This window comes from Streptomyces sparsogenes subsp. cuspidosporus, assembly GCF_039532705.1.
GTDB classification, from domain to species: domain Bacteria; phylum Actinomycetota; class Actinomycetes; order Streptomycetales; family Streptomycetaceae; genus Streptomyces; species Streptomyces sparsogenes.
On the sequence record NZ_BAAASD010000038.1, the window covers coordinates 32,432 to 51,437 of the forward strand.

General features: G+C 73.4%; 21 protein-coding genes. 8 read left to right on the forward strand and 13 right to left on the reverse strand.

The genetic code is table 11. The annotated features are described in order from the left end of the window. Positions 1-94 precede the first annotated feature (94 nt). Together ABFY07_RS32445 and ABFY07_RS32450 are read right to left on the reverse strand one after the other, a co-directional pair. Complete coding sequence (locus ABFY07_RS32445) at positions 95-1,180, reverse strand: WD40/YVTN/BNR-like repeat-containing protein (protein WP_346177920.1); 1,086 nt, start codon at positions 1,178-1,180, stop codon at positions 95-97. 141 nt (positions 1,181-1,321) lie between these two features. Beyond that, entirely contained in the window at positions 1,322-2,419 is a 1,098-nt protein-coding gene (locus ABFY07_RS32450) for an NADH:flavin oxidoreductase/NADH oxidase (RefSeq protein WP_346177921.1), read from the reverse strand. 171 nt (positions 2,420-2,590) lie between these two features. Between ABFY07_RS32450 and ABFY07_RS32455 the strand changes: the two genes are divergently transcribed. Then, positions 2,591-2,965, forward strand: coding sequence for an ArsR/SmtB family transcription factor (locus ABFY07_RS32455; protein ID WP_065966515.1), 375 nt, complete (start codon positions 2,591-2,593; stop codon positions 2,963-2,965). Positions 2,966-2,983: 18 nt separating this feature from the next. Here ABFY07_RS32455 and ABFY07_RS32460 read toward each other — a convergent pair whose 3' ends face one another. After that, complete coding sequence (locus ABFY07_RS32460; RefSeq protein WP_346177922.1) at positions 2,984-4,324, reverse strand: FAD-dependent oxidoreductase; 1,341 nt, start codon at positions 4,322-4,324, stop codon at positions 2,984-2,986. Between the two features lie 149 nt (positions 4,325-4,473). Further along, on the reverse strand, positions 4,474-5,145 hold the full coding sequence (locus tag ABFY07_RS32465; RefSeq protein ID WP_428837051.1) for a DUF305 domain-containing protein: 672 nt from the start codon (positions 5,143-5,145) through the stop codon (positions 4,474-4,476). A gap of 229 nt (positions 5,146-5,374) precedes the next feature. Between ABFY07_RS32465 and ABFY07_RS32470 the strand changes: the two genes are divergently transcribed. After that, positions 5,375-6,832, forward strand: a complete 1,458-nt coding sequence (locus ABFY07_RS32470; protein WP_346177924.1) for an LVIVD repeat-containing protein — start codon at positions 5,375-5,377, stop codon at positions 6,830-6,832. On the opposite strand, the gene ABFY07_RS32475 is transcribed toward ABFY07_RS32470, so the two are convergent. The 6 genes from ABFY07_RS32475 to ABFY07_RS32500 all read right to left on the reverse strand — a co-directional run bounded on the left by ABFY07_RS32475 (position 6,823) and on the right by ABFY07_RS32500 (position 11,344). After that, positions 6,823-7,491, reverse strand: coding sequence for a TetR/AcrR family transcriptional regulator (locus ABFY07_RS32475; RefSeq protein WP_346177925.1), 669 nt, complete (start codon positions 7,489-7,491; stop codon positions 6,823-6,825). The genes ABFY07_RS32470 and ABFY07_RS32475 overlap by 10 nt on opposite strands. A gap of 156 nt (positions 7,492-7,647) precedes the next feature. After that, positions 7,648-8,358 (reverse strand): HAD family hydrolase, encoded by a 711-nt coding sequence (locus ABFY07_RS32480; RefSeq protein WP_346177926.1) that lies wholly within the window; start codon positions 8,356-8,358, stop codon positions 7,648-7,650. 26 nt (positions 8,359-8,384) lie between these two features. Beyond that, a complete protein-coding gene (locus tag ABFY07_RS32485; RefSeq protein WP_346177927.1) occupies positions 8,385-9,074 on the reverse strand; it encodes a phosphatase PAP2 family protein in 690 nt (229 codons plus the stop codon). Positions 9,075-9,128: 54 nt separating this feature from the next. After that, a complete protein-coding gene (locus tag ABFY07_RS32490) occupies positions 9,129-9,581 on the reverse strand; it encodes an NUDIX domain-containing protein (protein ID WP_346177928.1) in 453 nt (150 codons plus the stop codon). Positions 9,582-9,688: 107 nt separating this feature from the next. After that, positions 9,689-10,624 (reverse strand): M56 family metallopeptidase, encoded by a 936-nt coding sequence (locus ABFY07_RS32495; RefSeq protein WP_065966522.1) that lies wholly within the window; start codon positions 10,622-10,624, stop codon positions 9,689-9,691. 84 nt (positions 10,625-10,708) lie between these two features. Beyond that, positions 10,709-11,344, reverse strand: coding sequence for a DUF5134 domain-containing protein (locus ABFY07_RS32500; protein ID WP_346177929.1), 636 nt, complete (start codon positions 11,342-11,344; stop codon positions 10,709-10,711). A gap of 155 nt (positions 11,345-11,499) precedes the next feature. Here ABFY07_RS32500 and ABFY07_RS32505 point away from each other — a divergent pair, with 155 nt between their 5' ends. After that, positions 11,500-12,456 (forward strand): SDR family NAD(P)-dependent oxidoreductase, encoded by a 957-nt coding sequence (locus ABFY07_RS32505; protein ID WP_346177930.1) that lies wholly within the window; start codon positions 11,500-11,502, stop codon positions 12,454-12,456. 47 nt (positions 12,457-12,503) lie between these two features. Here ABFY07_RS32505 and ABFY07_RS32510 read toward each other — a convergent pair whose 3' ends face one another. After that, entirely contained in the window at positions 12,504-13,073 is a 570-nt protein-coding gene (locus ABFY07_RS32510; RefSeq protein ID WP_346177931.1) for a GNAT family N-acetyltransferase, read from the reverse strand. Between the two features lie 131 nt (positions 13,074-13,204). Between ABFY07_RS32510 and ABFY07_RS32515 the strand changes: the two genes are divergently transcribed. Continuing rightward, positions 13,205-13,537 (forward strand): antibiotic biosynthesis monooxygenase family protein, encoded by a 333-nt coding sequence (locus tag ABFY07_RS32515; protein ID WP_065966654.1) that lies wholly within the window; start codon positions 13,205-13,207, stop codon positions 13,535-13,537. Between the two features lie 59 nt (positions 13,538-13,596). Here the strand turns inward: ABFY07_RS32515 and ABFY07_RS32520 are convergent, their stop codons facing one another. Continuing rightward, complete coding sequence (locus ABFY07_RS32520) at positions 13,597-13,989, reverse strand: VOC family protein (RefSeq protein WP_346177932.1); 393 nt, start codon at positions 13,987-13,989, stop codon at positions 13,597-13,599. A 116-nt stretch (positions 13,990-14,105) separates the two neighbouring features. Here ABFY07_RS32520 and ABFY07_RS32525 point away from each other — a divergent pair, with 116 nt between their 5' ends. After that, complete coding sequence (locus ABFY07_RS32525; RefSeq protein ID WP_065966656.1) at positions 14,106-14,660, forward strand: GNAT family N-acetyltransferase; 555 nt, start codon at positions 14,106-14,108, stop codon at positions 14,658-14,660. A gap of 18 nt (positions 14,661-14,678) precedes the next feature. Here the strand turns inward: ABFY07_RS32525 and ABFY07_RS32530 are convergent, their stop codons facing one another. Then, positions 14,679-15,362, reverse strand: coding sequence for a glycerophosphodiester phosphodiesterase (locus ABFY07_RS32530; RefSeq protein WP_346177933.1), 684 nt, complete (start codon positions 15,360-15,362; stop codon positions 14,679-14,681). A gap of 274 nt (positions 15,363-15,636) precedes the next feature. Here ABFY07_RS32530 and ABFY07_RS32535 point away from each other — a divergent pair, with 274 nt between their 5' ends. Genes ABFY07_RS32535 through ABFY07_RS32545 form a run of 3 tightly spaced genes read left to right on the forward strand, consistent with a single transcriptional unit; the run spans position 15,637 to position 18,979 of the window. Further along, on the forward strand, positions 15,637-17,079 hold the full coding sequence (locus ABFY07_RS32535; RefSeq protein ID WP_346177934.1) for a DUF6421 family protein: 1,443 nt from the start codon (positions 15,637-15,639) through the stop codon (positions 17,077-17,079). 44 nt (positions 17,080-17,123) lie between these two features. Next, positions 17,124-17,909, forward strand: coding sequence for an SDR family oxidoreductase (locus ABFY07_RS32540; RefSeq protein ID WP_065966658.1), 786 nt, complete (start codon positions 17,124-17,126; stop codon positions 17,907-17,909). Further along, positions 17,906-18,979, forward strand: a complete 1,074-nt coding sequence (locus ABFY07_RS32545; RefSeq protein ID WP_065966659.1) for a threonine aldolase family protein — start codon at positions 17,906-17,908, stop codon at positions 18,977-18,979. Before ABFY07_RS32540 ends, ABFY07_RS32545 begins: the two co-directional genes overlap by 4 nt. Positions 18,980-19,006 lie beyond the last annotated feature (27 nt).

The window sequence follows — 19,006 nt, forward strand, 5'->3', positions numbered from 1 at the left end:
CGCGTCACTTTAGTGGCTCGGCGCGTGGCCCCGCGCCCGCTCACCGGATCAGGGGCCGCTCACCCGATCGGGCCGCTCATCCGCTCAGGGCCGCTCACCCCACCACCGCCGCCCGCACGCACAGTACGTCCGGAAGGTGCTCGGCGACCAGGCGCCAGCTGTCGCCCTCGTCCGCGCTGGCGTACACCTCGCCGTTGCGGTTGCCGAAGTAGACGCCCGCCGGGTCGGCGTCGTCCGTGCGCAGCGCGTCCCGCAGCACCACCCCGTAGTGGTCCCCCTCCGGCAGCCCGGCGGACAGCGCGGTCCACGACGCGCCCGCGTCCTCGGTGCGGAAGACCCGGCAGCGGTAGCCGGGCGGATAGCGGTCCGAGCCGTCGCTGACCGGGAACACATACGCCACGCCGCCGCGCCGGGGGTGGGTGGCGACCGCGAACCCGAAGTCGGCCGGCAGGCTCTTGCCGATCTCCGACCAGCTCGCCCCGGCGTCGTCGCTGCGGTAGACACCGCCGTGGTTCTGCAGATACAGCCGGGCGGGGTCCACCGCGTCCGGCGCGATCTTGTGCACGCACTGGCCGAACTCGGGGTACCGGTCGGGCAGGAACTCCGCCTTGAGTCCGGTGTTGGACGGGGCCCAGCTCGCCCCGCCGTCAGCCGACCGGTAGACCCCGCCCGAGGACACCGCCGCCAGCACCGCACCCGGGTCGCGCGGGTCGGTGACGACCGTGTGGATCGCCTGGCCGCCGAAGCCGGCGCCCCACTCCGGCCGCTGCGGGTGCTCCCACAGGCCCCGGACGAACGCGAAGGTCTCCCCGCCGTCGTCGGACCGGAAGAGGGCGCCCGGCTGGGTGCCCGCGTAGACCACCTCGGGCGCGGCGGGCCCGGCCGGGTGCAGCTGCCAGACCCGCTCCAGCGAGGTGTCGGTGCCCTCCGGGAACCGCACCGCGGGCGCGGGCGGCTCGTGCCAGGTGCGCCCGAGGTCGTCGGAGCGGAAGACCGAGGGGCCCCAGTGCGAGCTGTCGGCCCCGACCAGCAGCCGGGGCACGGCGCGGCGGGTGTCGACGCCGACGGAGTACACCGCCTGCATCGGGAAGTGCGGGCCGGTCAGGTCCCAGCCGCCGCCGCGGCGGCGCCCGAGGAACAGCCCTTTACGGGTGCCGATGGCGAGCAGGACGTCGTCCATGGGGTATCACTCCCTGCGATGTGCCCGACCTGATGTGCCCGGCCTGATGTACCCGACTGATGTGTCCGGCCTGATGTGTCCGACATCACAGAGTCTGCACCCCGCCACCGACAACGGCCCGCTTCACCGCGTCACCCCAGCTCAGACGGCGTAGCCGTACTGCGCCGGGACCGTGGCGGCCGCGCCCAGCTCGCGTCCCGCGCGCTGCGCCCAGTACGGGTCGCGCAGCAGCTCGCGGCCGAGCAGCACGGCGTCCGCCTCCCCGTTGGCGACGATCTTCTCGGCCTGTTCCGGCTCGGTGATCAGGCCGACCGCGGAGACCGGCATCCCGGTATCCGCCTTGACGCGGGCGGCGAACGGCACCTGGTAGCCGGGGCCGACGGGGATCCGCGCCCGCGGCGCGTTGCCGCCGCTGGAGACGTCCAGCAGGTCCACGCCGTGCGCCTGGAGCTCCCGCGCGAACCGCACGGTCTCCTCGACCGTCCAGCCCTCGCGGTCGTCGGAGGCGTTCTCGGTCAGCCAGTCGGTCGCCGAGATCCGGAAGAACAGCGGCAGCTCGTCCGGCCACACCGCGCGCACCGCGTCCACGACCTCGAGCGGGAAGCGCGTCCGGTTCTCGAAGGAGCCGCCGTACTCGTCGGTGCGGCGGTTGCTGTGCGGGGAGAGGAACTCGCCGATCAGATAACCGTGCGCGCCGTGGACCTCGGCGACCTCGAACCCGGCGGCCAGCGCGCGCCGGGCCGCGTCCGCGAACTGCCCGACGATCTCCCCCAGCTGCTCGGCCGTCAGCTCCAGGGGCACCGGGTAGCCCTCGTCGAACGGCACCGGGCTGGGCCCGTACGGCCGCCAGCCGCCCCGCTCCTCGGCCACGGGTCCGCCGCCCTCCCACGGCCGGCCCGTCGAGGCCTTGCGCCCGGCGTGGGCCAGCTGGACGCCCGGGGTGGTGCCGCGCTCCTTGAGGAAGGTGGTGATCCGGCGGAAGGCCTCCGCCTGGGTGTCGTTCCACAGGCCCAGGTCGGCGGGGCTGATCCGGCCCTCGGGGCTGACGGCGGTCGCCTCGGTCAGGATCAGGCCGGTGCCGCCGCTGGCCCGCGAGGTGTAGTGCGAGAAGTGCCAGTCGCCCGCCACCCCCGCCAGCGCGCCGCTGACCTCGGCGGAGTACTGGCACATGGGCGCCATCCAGATCCGGTTGGGAATGGTCAGCGACCGCAGGGTGTAGGGCTCGAACAGTGCGCTCACGGCAGGCTCCATCTCGCGTCGGCGCGTGGTTTCACGGGGACGTTCCACAGGGACGTTTCGCGGGGACGTTCCACAGGGACGCTAGTACGATAAGCCTCGTAGTACGGCGGATGTCAAATTACGAAGATCCTCGTACAATGAGGTCTTGAAACGAGGCACCGAGGAGCAGTCGTGCAGCCGCGAACCACCGTCCAGCCACCGTCGTCCGGCCGCTCGCTGGAGCACCCCGCGCGCGACGCCATTCGCCTCGAGGACGTGCTCCACGCGCTGTCCGACCCGATGCGGATGCGGGTGGTGCGGACCCTGGCGGGGGAGACCGGCGAGCTGTCCTGTTCGGTCTTCGACCTGCCGGTGAGCAAGTCCACCACCACCCACCACTTCCGGGTGCTGCGGGAGTGCGGCGTGATCAACCAGATCTACCGGGGCACCGCCAAGATGAACGCGCTGCGCCGCGAGGACCTGGACGCGCTGTTCCCCGGACTCCTCGACAGCGTCCTGCGCGCCGCCGCCGACCAGGACCTGCGCCTCGGCCGCGACGGGGGCTGAGCCCCGCCGGGCCGCGGCTCAGCCGTCGCGCGCCGCCGTCAGCAGCCCCGGCCAGTCCGGGATCTTCACCCGCGCGCGCCCCAGCGTCCGCCCGAGCGCCGCCTCCGCCGCCTCGATCCGCAGCCAGCCGGGCCACTCCACCGGCTCCAGGCCCATCGCGCTCAGCGCCGCCCGCGGATCCCCGGCCACCGGGCGCGCGAGGAGGGCGTCCGCGTCGGACAGCAGCGAGGCCACCGTCTCCTTGGAGCACGGCCGGTTGGTCCCGATGACCCCGGTCGGACCCCGCTTGATCCACCCCGCCACGTACTCGCCGGGCGACGGCGCGCCGCCGCGCAGCACCCGCCCCCGCTCGTGCGGGACCGTTCCGCTGTCCGCGGCGAACGGCAGCCCGGGCAGCGGCACCCCCCGGTAGCCGACCGAGCGCAGGACCAGCTCCGCCGGCACGTCCTCGAACTCGCCCGTCCCCACGACCGAGCCCGTCCCGTCCGGCGCGGTCCGCTCGAACCGCACCGCCCGCACGGCCTCCTCGCCGAGCAGGGCCGCCGGGCGCAGGAAGAAGCGCAGGTGGATCCGGCGCGGCCGGCCGGCGGGCGCGCGGCGCGCCCAGTCGCGCAGCACCTCCACATTGCGCCGGCCGGGCCCCGGCAGCCCCGACGGGTCGGCGAACGCCGGGTCGAGCGCCAGCTCCTCGGGCCGCACCAGCACATCCGCGCCGGTGAGCGTGGCCAGCTCGCGCAGCTCCTTGGTGGTGAACTTGGCCTGCGAGGGGCCGCGCCTGCCGACCATGTGGACGTCGGTGATCCGGCTGGCGGCGAGCGCGCCGAGCGCGGCGTGCGGCACATCGGTGGCGCGCAGCTCCTCCGCCCCGCGGGCCAGCACCCGCGCCACGTCGACCGCGACGTTCCCCACCCCGATGACCACGGCGGAGCGCGCGCCCAGCGCGAAGGCGTCGATCGCCGAGTCGGGGTGGGCGCTGTACCAGGAGACGAACTCGGTCGCGGAGAAGCTGCCCGGCAGGTCCTCCCCGGGGACGCCGAGCCGGCGGTCGGCCGCCGCCCCGACGCAGTACACCACCGCGTGGTAGAGGCCGAGCAGCCGCTCCGGCACCAGCGGCGCGGGCCCCACCGGCACATTGCCCAGGAAGCTGATCCGCGGGTGCTCCAGCACCGCGCGCAGGGTGTTCTGCAGGGACTTGATCTTCTCGTGGTCCGGGGCGACCCCGTAGCGCACCAGGCCGTACGGGCACGGCAGCCGGTCCAGGACGTCCACCGCCACCTCCGGCACGGCCTGCTGCTGGACGAGCGCCTGGGCGGCGTAGACCCCGCTCGGCCCGGACCCGACGACTGCGACGCGAAGCACGGCGGAGCTCCTTCCGGAGGATGACTCCAGCATCGCACCCGGCCGGTGCCCCGATCCGGCATTACGCGCCGGATGCCAGGCTCCCGGGTGACGGCCGGGCCGGAAGCTGACGTCCCGGCACCGGCGGGCGCCCGGGGCCCGGGCGCCCGCTACCCGAGCTGCCGCATCCGCTGGATCTCGGCGCCCTGCTGCGCGATGACGTCGTCCGCCATCTCCTCCACCCGCACGTTGTTGCCCTGGGACAGGACGTCCGAGGCCATGGAGATCGCCCCTTCGTGATGAGTGATCATCAGCTCGAGGAAGAGCTTGTCGAAGCCGGCTCCGCGGGCCGCGCGCAGCCGGTCGAGCTGGTCCTGGGTGGCCATGCCGGGCATGTCCCCGTGCACGTGCCCGCCCTCGTGGTCCGCCGTGCCGCCGTTGGTGCGCAGCCAGCCCTTCATCGCCTCGATCTCCGGCTTCTGCCCCGCGGAGATGCGCCGTGCGAGCCGTTTGACCTTCGATGACTCCGCCCGGTCGGCCACCAGATCGGTCATCACCAGGGCCTGCCGGTGGTGCTGGATCATCATGCGTACGTAGGTGAAGTCGGCCGAGTTGGGCGAGTCGTCGTCCTTCGCCTTCGCCGCCTCCTCGGCGGACAGCTTCTTGGCCGGCTCCCCGGGCTTGCCCGGCGCGATCACCGAGGGCCCGGCGCTCCCGCCCGGGCTGTCGGCCTTGGCGCCGCCCCCGGCCTCGCAGCCGGTGAGGGCCAGCGCCAGGGCCGCGGCCACCGCCGCCGCGAGCGAGGCCGCGCGCGCGGTCGTGGTCGTACGCCGGTTCAACACCGTGGCCTCCAGCGTCGTTTTGTGGGCTGTGCTGACCGTATTAGCACGTCAAGGACTGCTCCTGACTAGAGATTTTCGTTACATGTTCATTGCCGACTGTTGAGGTGTACATGGATCGAGCCATACTGCCCAGGACCCGCCCCCCGCGCCATCGTTCAATCCCGACGGAAGACAAGGGAGGACGCAGTTGAAGCCGTGGCAAAGACTCCAGGTGCGCCACAGATCTCCGATGCGACCCAGGCACCTCGGTACGGCCGTGGCCGCCTTCGGCCTCCTCGCCTCGCTGTTCGCGGCGAGCCCGGCGGCCGCGACGCCCGACCCCGGAGCCACCCCCACGAGTGAACGGGTGACGAAGGATCAGGCCGACGACGTCAGAGCCGCCATCAAGGACGGCGAGATACCCGGCGTGGACGAGATCGTCCACAGCGACAACGTCAGCCATCTGACGAACATCCCCAAGCAGGCCCTCAAGGGCACCAACTCGGACCTGGCCTTCCAGGGCAAGTACGCCTTCGCGGGCAACTACGACGGCTTCGTCATCTACGACATCAGCAACCCGAAGGCCCCCAGGACCGTCAGCCAGGTGCTGTGCCCGGGCTCGCAGAACGACGTCAGCGTCTCCGGGAACCTGCTCTTCCTGTCCACGGACTCCTCGCGCAGCGACAACTCCTGCAACAGCACCACGCAGCCCGCCACGGAGAAGTCGTCCTGGGAGGGCATGAAGGTCTTCGACATCACCGACAAGACCGCCCCCAAGTACGTCGCCGCCGTCGAGACGTCCTGCGGCTCGCACACCCACACCCTGGTGCCCGAGCGGGACAACGTCTACATCTACGTCTCCTCCTACTCCCCGGACGCCGGCTTCCCGGACTGCCAGCCGCCGCACGACGGGATCTCCGTCATCAAGGTGCCGCGCCGCGCGCCCGAGAAGTCCGCGGTCATCGACTTCCCGGTGCTCTTCCCGGACGGCGGCAACCCGGGCGCGCCCACCAACCCCGGCGTCTCCAAGACGACCGGCTGCCACGACATCACCACCTTCCCCGAGCTGAAGCTGGCGGCGGGTGCCTGCATGGGTGACGGCATCCTGCTCGACATCGCCGACCCCGCCAAGCCGCGGGTCATCGACCGGGTCGAGGACAACGTCAACTTCGCCTTCTGGCACTCGGCGACCTTCAACGAGCGCGGCGACAAGGTCGTGTTCACCGACGAACTCGGCGGCGGCGGGGCCGCGACCTGCAACGCCGAGGTCGGCCCGGACCACGGCGCGGACGGCATCTACGACATCGTCGGCAAGGGCGACCGCCGCAAGCTGGTCTTCCGCAGCTACTACAAGATCCCGCGCCACCAGGCGGACACCGAGAACTGCGTCGCCCACAACGGCTCGCTGATCCCGGTCAAGGGCCGCGACATCATGGTCCAGGCCTGGTACCAGGGCGGCGTGTCCATCTGGGAGTTCACCGACTCCGAGCACCCCAAGGAGATCGGCTACTTCGAGCGCGGCCCCCTCTCCGCCGACACCCTCGTCGGCGGCGGCGCCTGGTCCGCCTACTACTACAACGGCTACATCTACTCCAACGACATCGCCAAGGGCTTCGACGTCCTGAGGATCGACGACCGGCGCACCGACGGCGCCCGGTCGGTGCGGCTGCGCGAGCTGAACGTGCAGACGCAGCCCGACTACCGCTGACCGTCCGCCCCGGGCGACCGCCGGTCGTCCGGGGCCTTCGTCCCGCCGGTCCCCTCAGGGCCCGGCGGGACACCCAAATCCCAGTCCAGCCCGTAGCGGTGGAACAGCTCGGCCCGCAGCCGCTCCGCCGGCATCGGCGCCCCCGGCAGCAGGATCGCCACCACGGCGCCCATCAGCTGAGCGCGCAACAGCCGGTAGTCGGCGTCCGGGTCCGGCGATCCGTACCGGACCATCGTCTCCCGCAGCAGGGCGGCCAGCCGCTGCTGCTCGGGGCACTGGATGAACCCCTCGGCCGTCAGGATGCCCGCCATGTGCGTCCGCATCAGCCGCGGCCGCTCCACGGCGAGCCCCAGGATCGCGTCGATCGCCCGGGCCAGCCACTCCCGGCCCGCGTCCGCCCCGTCCGGCAGCGGCTCGCGCTCCAGCCCCCTGGCCAGCTCCAGGTGCATCAGCCGGTGCACGGCCGTCTGCAGCAACTGGCGCTTGCCGGGGAAGTAGTACGAGACCAGCCCGCGCGCGGCCCCGGCCCGGTCGGCGATGTCGGCGAGGGTGGTCGCCTCGTATCCGCGCTCGCCGACCAGCTCCACCGTCGCCTGCAGCAGACGCTCCTGGGAGCGGCGGCGCAATTCCTCATTGACCGAAGCGCTGCGGGGGGACATCCTGTAACTCCTGCGTTGACTGGCTCCTGGCCAATATACTCAGTGCGGTCTCGGGTTGTCCGCCACCGTGCCCTGGCGGCCCCGATGTTCCGTCGATTTCGGGCGACGCGGGGGATCGTCCGAAATCGACGGATCCACCGCGCCCCTGACCGGGCGTCACGGCGCCGCGGGCCCGCCCGCGAGTTCCAGGACCGGCCGCAGCCCGTCGGGGCGTCGCTCCACCGGCAGATGGTCCACCAGGCGCACCTGGCACCCCAGCCGCGCCGCCCCCGCGTCGGCCCGCCGGTCGTCGCCCACCATCACCGCGTCCGCCGGGGCCACCCCGAGCGCCTCGCACGCCACCTGGAACAGCCGGGGGTCCGGCTTCTGCGCGCCGTGCTCGTACGACAGCACATAGGCGTCCACGGACTCGTCCAGGCCGTGCGCCCGGAACACCGGCCGCAGGTCCCAGCCGATGTTGCTGACCACCGCGATCCGCACACCCCGCCGCCGCAACTCGCCCAGCACCTCGGCCGCGTCGGGGTACGGCCGCCAGGCGGCCGGCCGCATATGGCGGTCGTACAGCGCGTCGTACAGCTCGGGACGCGGCAGCGGCACCTGGCGGGCCAGCCCCGTGTAGGCGGCGCGGTGGTCCTCCGCGGTGCGGTCCCGCGACTCCCACACCCCGGCCAGATGCGGCGGCACCACCCGCGGCGGGGCGCCGCCCGGCAGCGCCCCCGCCTCCTCCAACCGCCGGGCGTACCGCTGGAGATCCTCCTCCGGCACGGCCGTGCCCGACGCGTCGAGCACGGCCCGCAGCCAGGCGTCGGTCGGCTCGACGCGGAAGAGGGTCCCGGAGAAGTCGAAGAGCGCGCCCTTGATCGTCATGCCCCCATCGTTCCAGGCGGGCGGCGTCACCGGGGTGAGGCGGGCGCCTCCCGGGCCGGCTGGTCCGCTCCGGCCTCTCCGGCCGCCGGACCCGGATACGCGGCCATCGCCGCGCACACCAGCGCGGCCCCCAGCAGCCAGCCGGCCAGCACGTCGGTGGGCCAGTGCACCCCCAGGTACACGCGGGTGAACCCCACCCCGGCCACGGACACCACGGCGAGCAGCCCCACGACCCTCAGCCACACCGCCCGCGCGCCCCGGCGCGCCATCACCCACAGCAGCAGCCCGAAGGCGACCGTCGCGGTGAGCGCGTGGCCGGACGGGAAGGCCGCGTAGTGCGCCGAGTCCACCGGGTTCCGCCAGTGCGGCCGCTCCCGGCCGACCGCCGCCTTGACGCCCTGCTGCAGCGCCGTCCCCAGGGCGGCGGTGGCCACCACCCACATCGCGAGCAGCGTCTCCCGGCGCCACAGCAGCCACCCCGCCATCAGCGCCGTCCCCAGGCGCATCATCCACGGGTCCCACACCCAGTCGGTGAGCACCCTGTTGACCTCGGTCCAGCCGTGGTGCGTCACCGCCGTACGGTGCAGGGCCCCGGCGATGTCCTGGTCCGCGTCCTCCATCGGTCTCCAGCCGGTCACGACCAGCACCAGCAGGACCACGAAGAGCGCGGCGAGCACGGCGGCGGCACGTACGGCGGGGAGCTTCACGAGGTGCATGACTCGATGATCGCGCACCGCCGGGCGCGCGCGTCGCGCGCCGGGCGGCCCCGGCTAGCTCCGCCGGGCGCGGAAGAGGGCCAGGGTCTCCTCCAGCTGGGAATGGCGCGGGGCGGGCAGGTCGTCCAGGCCGAACCAGCCCAGCGCGTCGAACTTGTGCGGCTCGCCGATCGCGACCCGGGCCGGGTCCACCTCCACCGCGCACACCACGGCCACCCAGTGGGAGACGGGCTCGCCGCGCAGGATGTTGCGGACCCCGATCGTCTCGACCCGCAGGGCCTCGGCCGTGTACTCCTCGCGGACCTCACGCGCCACGGCCGCCTCGAACGACTCGCCGTGCTCCAGCGCCCCGGCCCCGGTGTCCCAGGTCCCCGGCTCGTCGCGCGCCCCCGCGCCGCGCCGGGCGAGCAGGACGCGCCCCTCGCCGTCGTGACACACGAAGACACAGGAGACGGTGGGGGCCGTCAGCGCCCGGTCGCCAGGGCGTGCGGAGACTGCGGGGTCCATGCGGTGCTGCCTTCCGATAGAGGTGACAGCGCGTGACTGTAGTCGTGAGCACCCCGGCGAGGCGAAGGATTTCCGCGCGTACGCCGCCGCACCGCTAGAAGGTCAGCTCAGCCCAGCACCCGCAGTGCGGGGACCAGCGTGACCACGAGCGGGACGACGGGGACCAGCGCCGCCGCGGCCGTCAGCCGCAACCGGCGGGCGGGGGAGAGCCGCGCGGCGGGGGCGAGCAGCCGGTCCACCCGCCGCGGGACCTCCGCGAGCTGGGCCGGGACGGGACCGAACACCCCGCGGTGCTCGTTCAGTTCGACCAGCGCGAGCGCGGTGGTCAGCCGGCCGAAGCGGCGCGAGGCGGCGTCGTCGGCGGCCAGCTCCACCAGCCGGTGCACCTGGTCGCGGAAGGCCGCGAACACCGGCACCTGCGGAAAGCCGACGGCCAGCGCGGACGAGCAGTGGAGCAGCCAGTGGTGGCGGGCCCGGGCGTGCCCCTGCTCGTGCGCCAGCACGGCGTCCAGCCGGCGGCCGTCGAGCCGGCGCAGCGCCGCCGTGGTGATGACCAGGCGCGGCGGAGTGCCGGGCAGCCACCGCGCCTCGGGGCGCTCGCCCTCCAGCACCACCAGGCGGTTCCCGGTGGACTCCTCCCCGGGCAGGACCGGGCAGCGCTCCAGCAGTTCGGCCCGGCCGCGCTTGCGCCGCGTCCGCGCCCGGCCGATCTCCCGCGTCAGCATCACGGCCGTCCACCCGGCACCGCAGGCCAGCGCGACGGCGACCGGCGCGGCCCACGGCCCGTACGCGGACAGCGCGTACGCCTCCACCACGCCGTGCGGCGCGGGGGCGAAGACATTGCCGCGCACGGCCTGCGAGGCGGCGGCCGCGGTCAGCGCCATGGTCAGCCCGCAGCACAGCAACACCGCGACCACCACGCACTGCCACACCCACAGGGCGAGCACGGGCTCGCGGTCGGCCCAGTCGGACCGGGCCAGCAGACGGGGCGCCATTGCCGCCGCCAGAGCGCCGAGGCCCATCAGCGCGAGAGGGACCATCATGGCCGTCAGCCTATGAGGGCGGTGCGGGGCCGGGTACGGTCCGGCGAGCGAAGTGACGTACGCCACGCCGCCCTCGGTGTCACCTCAGAGGGTCAGGAGCATCGCGAACATCCCGATTCCCATGGACAGCCTGCAGGCCTCCGCCAGTTCGGGCCGCCGCGACCAGGCGAGGCCGCCGGGATCGCCGGCCCCGCCGCCCGAGCCGGCCGCCGAACCGGGCCCCGCCCCGCCGGTCGGCGCGGCCGGCACCAGGCGGCGCGTCGCCGACCACACCACATACGCGGCGAAGTACACCAGCAGCGCGCCGGTGAGCGGAGGCACCCCGCCGGGCACCCGCTCCTGGCCCGTGTGCCCGGCGTGGCCATGGCCCCCCGCCGGGCCGCCCACCGCCATCGCCAGCGCCATGTAGACCATCGCCGACGCCCCGACGGCGTGGTGCAGATGATGCCCCAGCGGCCCGCCGTCGCGCCGCCCGGGCAGCAGCGCCCGCACGGCCGCCACCCCGAACACCGCGGCGAGCACGGGCGGGCCCCACGGCCGGGGATCGAGCGCCGCGGCGGGCACCGCCATCACCGCCATCCCCCAGCCCATCAGCGCCTCCGCCCCCGCGGCCCGCCGCAGCCGGCCGGGCGGTTCGCCGCGCATGCGCAGCAGGCAGTACGACCCCGTGGCCGCGCACAGCGCGACCAGCAGCCAGCCGGCGAGCGGCGGTCCGTGCACGGCGCACCTCCCGGGACGGACGGATCCCCGGGAGGCTGCCCGGCGCGGGCCCCGCACACGGGAGCGCACGGGGGCAACGGGGGAGCGCGGCCCCGGATCCCGGGCCCGCCGCGCGCTTGACTTCGCGCGCACTCCAACTCCTAGCGTCCTGGGACATGATCACCGAGCAACACAGGATCGGCAGCGGCTTCGGCGCGCACAGCACGGCGGACGACGTACTCACCGGCATCGACCTGACGGGCAGGACCGCCCTGGTCACCGGCGGCTACTCCGGCCTCGGCCTGGAGACCACCCGGGCCCTGGCCCGGGCCGGCGCCCGGGTCGTCGTCCCCGCGCGCCGGCCCGACACGGCGCGCGCCGCCCTGAGCGGCGTCACGGGCACGGAGGTGTGGGAGCTGGAGCTGGCGGACCCGGAGGGCGTACGGGCCTTCGCCGACCGCTTCCTGGACACCGGCCGCGCCCTCGACATCCTCATCGCCAACGCGGGCGTGATGGCCTGCCCGGAGACCCGCGTGGGCCCGGGCTGGGAGGCCCACTTCGGCATCAACCACCTCGGCCACTTCGCCCTCGTCAACCGCCTCGGCCCGGCACTGGTCCCCGGCGGGGCGCGGGTGGTGTCGGTGGCCTCGTCGGGACACTTCCTCTCCGACATCCGATGGGACGACCTCCACTTCCGCACCGGCTACGACCGGTGGCTGGCCTACGCCCAGTCCAAGACCGCCAACGCCCTCTTCGCCCGCCACCTCGACACGCTGGGCGCGGACCGTGGGGTGCACGCCTTCGCCCTGCACCCCGGCAGCATCCTCACCCCCCTGCAGCGGCACATCCCCCACGACGAACAGCTCGCCCAGGGCTGGATCACCCCCGACGGCAAGCCCGCCGAAGGCTTCAAGACCCCGGCCCAGGGCGCGGCGACGGCCGTGTGGGCCGCCACCTCGCCCCTGCTGGACGGCCACGGCGGCGCGTACTGCCAGGACTGCGACATCGCCGAGCCCGCCACCACGGACGACATGCTGATCGGCGGGGTCAAGCCCTGGGCCGTGGACCCCGAGGCGGCGGCCAGGCTGTGGGAGGTCTCCGGCGAACTCACCGGCCTGGACTCGTTCTCGTAGCTTCGGACGTCGCGGCTTCGGACGTCGCGGCTTCGGACGTCGCGGCTTCAGACGTCGCGCGTCCGTACGTGGAGATGGCCCTCCAGCGGGAACGCGGGCGGCGCGGCGGGGAGGACCGAGGCCAGGGCGTACCGGCTCTTCTGCGCGACGCGGCACGACGCCGCGTTGTCCACCTGGTGCAGCAGTTCCAGGCGCGTCAGCCCGTCACCGGCGAAGGTGGCGAAGGCCCAGTCGGTCAGGGCACGCAGCGCCCGGGGGGCCACCCCCCGGCCGCGCGCGTGCGCGGCCGTCCAGTAGCCGACCTCGGCCGAGGGAGAGCCGGGGCTGAGGTTCTTGAGCACCACGTGCCCGGCCACCCGCCCGTCGGCCGCCCCGGGGTGGGTTTCGGCCACGGCGAAGGCGAAGCGGTCTCCCGCCGCCCACCCCCGCTGCTGCTCCTGGATCCATCGCGCGGCGCCCGCCTCGTCGTCCACGTCCGTCCTCGTCCAGCGGCGCAGGGCGTCGTCCCGGCACCACTCGACCAGGCCGGCCGCGTCCGCCGGGCCCCAGGGGCGCAGGAACAGCGCGGGCGCTCCCGGGGCGGCCTCCGCCTCCAGCCGCACAGCGATCTTGTCCATCGGGCGAGGATACGCGGCCGCGGATCGCCGTCCGGCGGCCCCACGGGGCCGCGGCCGCCGGACGGTGGTCACCGGAGGATCATGTCAGTAGCCTTGCGCCGTACGCTCCTTACTGACGGAGGGCCTGTCGCATGACCACCTCGTTCGTCCGCCCCGAGCCGCCGTACTACGCGGTCATCATCACCACCCGGCCGACCGCGGACCTCGAAGGCTACGCGGCGATGAGCGAGCGCATGGCCGAACTCGGCGAGGCGCAGCCCGGCTATCTGGGCCGCGAGTCGCTGACGGGCGAGGACGGCCGGGACCTCGTCGTCATCTACTACGCGGACGAGGCCTCGATAGCGGCCTGGAAGGCCCACCCCGAACATCTCGAAGCACAGCGGCTCGGGCGCGAACGCTGGTACGCCTCCTACAGCATCGAGGTCGCGCGGGTGGAGCGCGCCTACTCCTTCAGCCGCGACTGAGAGGCATCTTCCACCGCGACTGAGAGGCATCCCGGCCGCCGGCCGGCCGATGAACGCCGCTACATCCCGGGTCGGTAGCGGAGCGGATGGTCCCCGGGGACCTCGACGATCACGATGTCGACCCCGTCCGGGTCGGCGATCCACATCTCGATCAGGCCCCAGGGCTCCTTCCGCGGCGGGCGCAGCACCTCCACGCCGCGGGCCGCGAGCTCCTCGTGAGCCGCGTGGGCGTCGGCGACCTGGAGCCACAGCTGGAGGCCGGGGGCGGGGGGTGTCTCGGAGCGGCCGGACAGCTCGAGGAAGCCGCCGCCGAGGAAGTAGACCGTCCCGCGCTCGGGGCCCTCGCCGAATTCCCGGTAGACGGCGAGGCCGAGGGCCTCGCCGTAGAAGGCGCGGGAGCGTTCGGGGTCGGTCGGCCGCAGCAGGGTGCGGCTGCTCAGTACGTGCACCATGGCCCGACCCTACGCACCGGCGGCGGGTTAGGGTCGATTGCCGCCGCCCCCGGTGTCGTCAGCAGCGGGGACCGCGAGCGGCGGGGGATCGCAAGCAGGGAGAGGACATCCGACGTATGGACACCGTGGACGCCGCTCGGCCCGCCGCCGAGCTCACCTTCCGGGCCGCGACCGAGGCCGATGTGCCGGCGCTGGTCGCGCTGATCGAGTCGGCCTATCGCGGGGACTCCAGCAGGGCGGGGTGGACGACGGAGGCCGATCTGCTGGACGGGCAGCGCACGGACCCCGAGGGGGTCGCGGCCGTGGTGCGGGACGGGAGCAGCCGGATGCTGGTGGTCGAGCGGGGTGGCGAGCTGGTGGCCTGCTGCCAGCTGGAGCACCGGGGCGAGCACGCGTACTTCGGGATGTTCGCGGTGCGCCCCGCGCTGCAGGGCGGCGGGCTCGGCAAGGCGATCATCGCCGAGGCGGAGCGGCTGGTGCGGGCCGAGTGGGGCGCGCGGGAGATGCACATGACGGTGATCTCGGCCCGCGAGGAACTCATCGCATGGTACGAGCGGCGCGGCTACGCCCGTACGGGGAGGACGACGCCCTTCCCGTACGGCGACGAGCGCTTCGGCATTCCGCGCCGCGCCGGTCTCGAGTTCGAGCTGTTGGTCAAGCCGCTGGGGTGAGGGGCGCGGCGCGGGCGGTCACGCGGTGTAGCGGGCCGCCCGCTTGATCTCCGGGAAGTCGGTGGTGCCGCCGTCCAGGCCGAGCCCGCGGGCCAGCTTGAGGTGGTCCGGGGTGTTCACCGTCCAGCCGATGACCTTGAGGTCGGCCGCGTGGGCCCGCTGGACCAGCTCCAGGGTGAGCCTGCGGATGTTGAGGACCAGCATTCCTGCGCCGACCGCCCGGGCCCGGTCGATCACATCGAGCCCGTAGCGGCTGGCGACCAGCGCGGTGCGGGCCTCCGGGAGCAGGGTCCGGATCTCGGCGAGGGCCTCGTCGTGGAAGGAGAGCACGTCCACGCGGTCCAGCAGATCACGGCGGGTGATCACCTCCGCGAGCGCCCGCGCGGCCGCGGTGTCCTTGATCTCGGCCTGGAGGGGCGCCCCGACCGCGTCCACGACCTCCTCGAAGACGGGGATGCGCTCGCCCTGGCCGGCGTCGAGTCCGCGCAGCTCGGCGAGGGTGAAGTCGCTGATGGGGCCCTCGCCGTCGGTGGTGCGGTCCACCTCGGCGTCGTGCATCACCACCAGCGCGCCGTCCTTGCTCAGATGCAGGTCCAGCTCGATGACGTCCAGGCCCTCGCGCTCGGCCCGCAGGAAGGACCGCAGGGTGTTCTCCGGCTCGACGCCCATCACTCCGCGGTGTCCGATGGTGAGAAAGGTCAAAACGGTGTCTCGCTGTTCTGTCGGCTCTGCTGGTCGTGCCGAGGCGGCTGCCCGAAGCGGCGCTCAGCCTAACGGCCGACTGTGACGCGGGGGTTGAGGCGGGGCCGCGAGGCGGGCGCGGGCCGGCGAAGGGAGGGTGTACGACCGGGCGACACAGGAAAAACATCGGTGTGGAGGGGGTGGGGCAGAACATTTTCCGGCAGCAGCACTTGAGTGGTTGATCCATCGATGGATACGGTGGCTTCACGTGAATTTCTTCGGTGGAGGTGTTGCTGTGACGGAAATTCTTTCGTCCATGGTGGCGGAGGGTGGCATTCTGTCTGCGGACCGTGCTGACGGTACGGTCCGTGGGGAGGCCGCGGACCGTGCGGCTCGGGTGATCGAACACCCGTCGTGGCCCCTGCTCAAGGACGCCGTGGAGACCATCAGGCCCTGGCAGTCCAAGGACGGCTCCATCGACTTCGAGGCCGACGGCGCACCCACCCCCTCCCGGGCCCGGGCCGCCGTCGAGAAGGTCGTCCAGGCCGTCGAGGAGCTGGCCCCGCTGCTGCCGCACGACGCCGCCTACCACCGGGCGCTCGTCGCCGACCTGCGCCGCTGGGCCGAGGACGGATTCGAGGTGCCCGACTTCCTCGACTCGCTGCTCGCCTTCCAGCCCGCCGCCCGGCGCGTCGACGGCCTGCAGCACCTGGTCGTCTTCCCGATGTACACGCAGAACGGCAACCCCGACCGCAACCTCGAAGCGGTCGTGGTGCGCGTGGTGTGGCCCGAGTGGCTGGCCGAGCTGGAGCGCACCCGCTACGACAACCCGCTCTACCTCGGGCTCGCCTTCGAGGACTTCACCTCCGGCTACGACACCAACTCCGCGGTCCTCTTCCCCGAGACCATCGCCGTCCGCGAGGTCCCTGAGCGCTTCAGCTGGGGAGGCATATTCTGCGACCGCGAGGCCGCCCGCTTCCGGCGGGTCAGCCAGGCCGCCGTCCGGACGCTGCGCCTGGAGCTCCCCGAGGACGTCCGGGGGATGCTCGACGACCAGCGGCGCTGCGAGGAGGCGTTCGCCCTGTGGGACATGGTCCACGACCGCACCCACAGCCACGGCGACCTGCCCTTCGACCCCTTCATGATCAAGCAGCGCCAGCCGTTCTGGATGTACGGACTGGAGGAGCTGCGCTGCGACCTCACCGCCTTCAAGGAGGCCGTGAAACTGGAGGCCGAAGGGGTCGCCCAGGCCCGCGACGTCCAGTACGCCGTGATCTTCGACCGGATGTTCCGGTTCCCCGTCACCGGCGACCGGGTGCGCAACTACGACGGGCTCGGCGGCCAGCTGCTCTTCGCCTACCTGCACCAGCACGACGTCGTACGCTGGACGGACAACACCCTGCACATCGACTGGGACCGCGCCCCGCAGGTCACCAACCAGCTGTGCGGCGAGATCGAGAAGCTCTACCGCGACGGCATCGACCGCCCCAAGCTCGTCCACTGGTTCAAGGCGTACGAGCTGGTTTCGTCCTACCTGTCCCCGCACCCCGGCTCGGTGTGGGCCAAGGGCCCCGACGCCCTGGACCTCAGCCGGCCGCCCCGCAAACTGGTCGACGAGGTGCTCCCCGACGAGTTCCCGCTCAGCATGTTCTACGAGGCGCTCGCCAAGAAGCTGCGCGATGTGGTCGCCTCCACCAAGGGCATCACGGCCGACAGCGACCTCCGGGAGGCGGCGTGAAGCCGGTGGCAGGGGACAGCGGAGGGCACGAGGAGGCGACGACCATGACCACCCTGACGTCGAGCCCCACCCCCAACGAGCCGAGCAACGGGGGTCCCCTGGACGGCGCCGTGGTCGCGGTGGCCGGCGCGGCGGGCCCGGCGGGCCGCGCCGTGCTGCTCCGCCTCGCCGAGGCCGGAGCGACCGTCGTCGCCTCCGACGCGGACCCGGCCCGCCTGGCCGAGGCCGTGGACGCCGCCCGCTACGCCCACGGCGGGGCCACCGTCACCGGTGACACCGTCGACCTGCTCGACCTGCGCGCCGCCCGCGCCTGGGCCGACCGCACCGAGAAGGAGTTCGGCCGGGTGGACGGCCTGGTGCACCTGGTCGGCGGCTGGCGCGGTGGCAAGACCTTCGCCGACGCCCCGCTCGCCCACTGGGACACCCTCCACGACCTGCTGATCCGGACCGCCCAGCACACCTCGCTCGCCTTCCACGACGCCCTGCTGCGCAGCGGCAAGGGGCGCTATGTGATGATCAGCGCGGCGGGAGCCTCCAAGCCCACCGCCGGCAACGCCGCGTACGCCGCCGCCAAGGCGGCCGCCGAGGCCTGGACCCTCGCGCTCGCCGACTCCTTCCACAAGCTGGGGGACGAGGGCGGCCCGGCCGCGGCCGCTGTCATCCTGGTGGTCAAGGCGCTGGTGCACGACGCCATGCGGGCGGAGCGCCCCAACGCGAAGTTCGCGGGCTTCACGGACGTCAAGGAGCTGGCCGAGGCCATCACCGGACTCTGGGACCGGCCCGCCCGGGAAGTGAACGGAACCCGTCTGTGGCTGACCCCCGAGCCGTGAACCCAGGGCGCACCGACGCCCGCCGCCACCACGACCCCGAGCTGCGCGGATTCGCCAGCGACAACTACGCGGGAGCCCATCCGGAGATCCTCGCCGCGCTCGCCCTCGCCAACGGCGGCCACCAGGTCGCCTACGGCGAGGACGAGTACACCGAGCATCTGCAGCGGGTCATGCGCAGCCACTTCGGGGCCGCGGCCCAGGCGTTCCCGGTCTTCAACGGCACCGGGGCCAACGTGGTCGCCCTCCAGGCGCTCACCGACCGCTGGGGCGCGGTCATAGCCGCCGACACCGCGCACATCCACGTCGACGAGTGCGGCGCCCCCGAGCGGGTGGGCGGGCTGAAGCTGCTCACCGTGGAGACGGAGGACGGCAAGCTCACCCCCGAGCTCATCGACCGCCAGGCGTACGGCTGGGACGACGAGCACCGGGCGATGCCCCAGGTGGTCTCCCTCGCCCAGAACACCGAGCTGGGCACCGTCTACACGGTGGACGAGATCCGCGCCATCTGCGACCACGCCCACGAGCGCGGCATGAAGGTGCACCTCGACGGGGCTCGGCTGGCCAACGCCGCCGCGTCCCTGGACGTGCCGATGCGCGCCTTCACCAACGCGGTGGGCGTGGACGTGCTGTCCTTCGGCGGCACCAAGAACGGCATGCTCTTCGGCGAGGCCGTGGTGGTCCTCGACCCGGACGCCGTGCGCGGGATGAAGCACCTGCGCAAGCTGTCCATGCAGCTCGCGTCCAAGATGCGGTTCGTCTCCGTACAGCTGGAGGCGCTGCTCGCCCGCGACCTGTGGCTGCGCAACGCCCGCCACGCCAACACCATGGCCCAGCGGCTGGCCGAGGGGGTCCGCACGGTGGACGGGGTGAAGATCCTCCACCCGGTCCAGGCCAACGCCGTCTTCGCCCGGCTGCCGCACGACGTGGCCGAACGGCTGCAGAAGCGCTACCGCTTCTACTTCTGGGACGAGGCCGCGGGCGACGTGCGCTGGATGTGCTCCTTCGACACCACGGAGGAGGACGTGGACGGCTTCGTCGCCGCGCTCCGCGAGGAGATGGGCAAGGCCTGACGGTCCGGGCGGGGACCGGGCGGGAAC

Excerpts from the sequence above, each read along its gene's own strand:
- ABFY07_RS32540 (WP_065966658.1), top strand. The coding sequence starts at position 17,124 with ATGACCACCCTGACGTCGAGCCCCACCCCCAACGAGCCGAGCAACGGG.
- ABFY07_RS32515 (WP_065966654.1), top strand. The coding sequence starts at position 13,205 with ATGACCACCTCGTTCGTCCGCCCCGAGCCGCCGTACTACGCGGTCATC.
- ABFY07_RS32505 (WP_346177930.1), top strand. The coding sequence starts at position 11,500 with ATGATCACCGAGCAACACAGGATCGGCAGCGGCTTCGGCGCGCACAGC.
- ABFY07_RS32475 (WP_346177925.1), bottom strand. The coding sequence starts at position 7,491 with ATGTCCCCCCGCAGCGCTTCGGTCAATGAGGAATTGCGCCGCCGCTCC.
- ABFY07_RS32490 (WP_346177928.1), bottom strand. The coding sequence starts at position 9,581 with ATGGACCCCGCAGTCTCCGCACGCCCTGGCGACCGGGCGCTGACGGCC.
- ABFY07_RS32485 (WP_346177927.1), bottom strand. The coding sequence starts at position 9,074 with ATGCACCTCGTGAAGCTCCCCGCCGTACGTGCCGCCGCCGTGCTCGCC.
- ABFY07_RS32525 (WP_065966656.1), top strand. The coding sequence starts at position 14,106 with ATGGACACCGTGGACGCCGCTCGGCCCGCCGCCGAGCTCACCTTCCGG.
- ABFY07_RS32495 (WP_065966522.1), bottom strand. The coding sequence starts at position 10,624 with ATGATGGTCCCTCTCGCGCTGATGGGCCTCGGCGCTCTGGCGGCGGCA.
- ABFY07_RS32470 (WP_346177924.1), top strand. The coding sequence starts at position 5,375 with ATGCGACCCAGGCACCTCGGTACGGCCGTGGCCGCCTTCGGCCTCCTC.
- ABFY07_RS32510 (WP_346177931.1), bottom strand. The coding sequence starts at position 13,073 with ATGGACAAGATCGCTGTGCGGCTGGAGGCGGAGGCCGCCCCGGGAGCG.
- ABFY07_RS32480 (WP_346177926.1), bottom strand. The coding sequence starts at position 8,358 with ATGACGATCAAGGGCGCGCTCTTCGACTTCTCCGGGACCCTCTTCCGC.
- ABFY07_RS32520 (WP_346177932.1), bottom strand. The coding sequence starts at position 13,989 with ATGGTGCACGTACTGAGCAGCCGCACCCTGCTGCGGCCGACCGACCCC.
- ABFY07_RS32445 (WP_346177920.1), bottom strand. The coding sequence starts at position 1,180 with ATGGACGACGTCCTGCTCGCCATCGGCACCCGTAAAGGGCTGTTCCTC.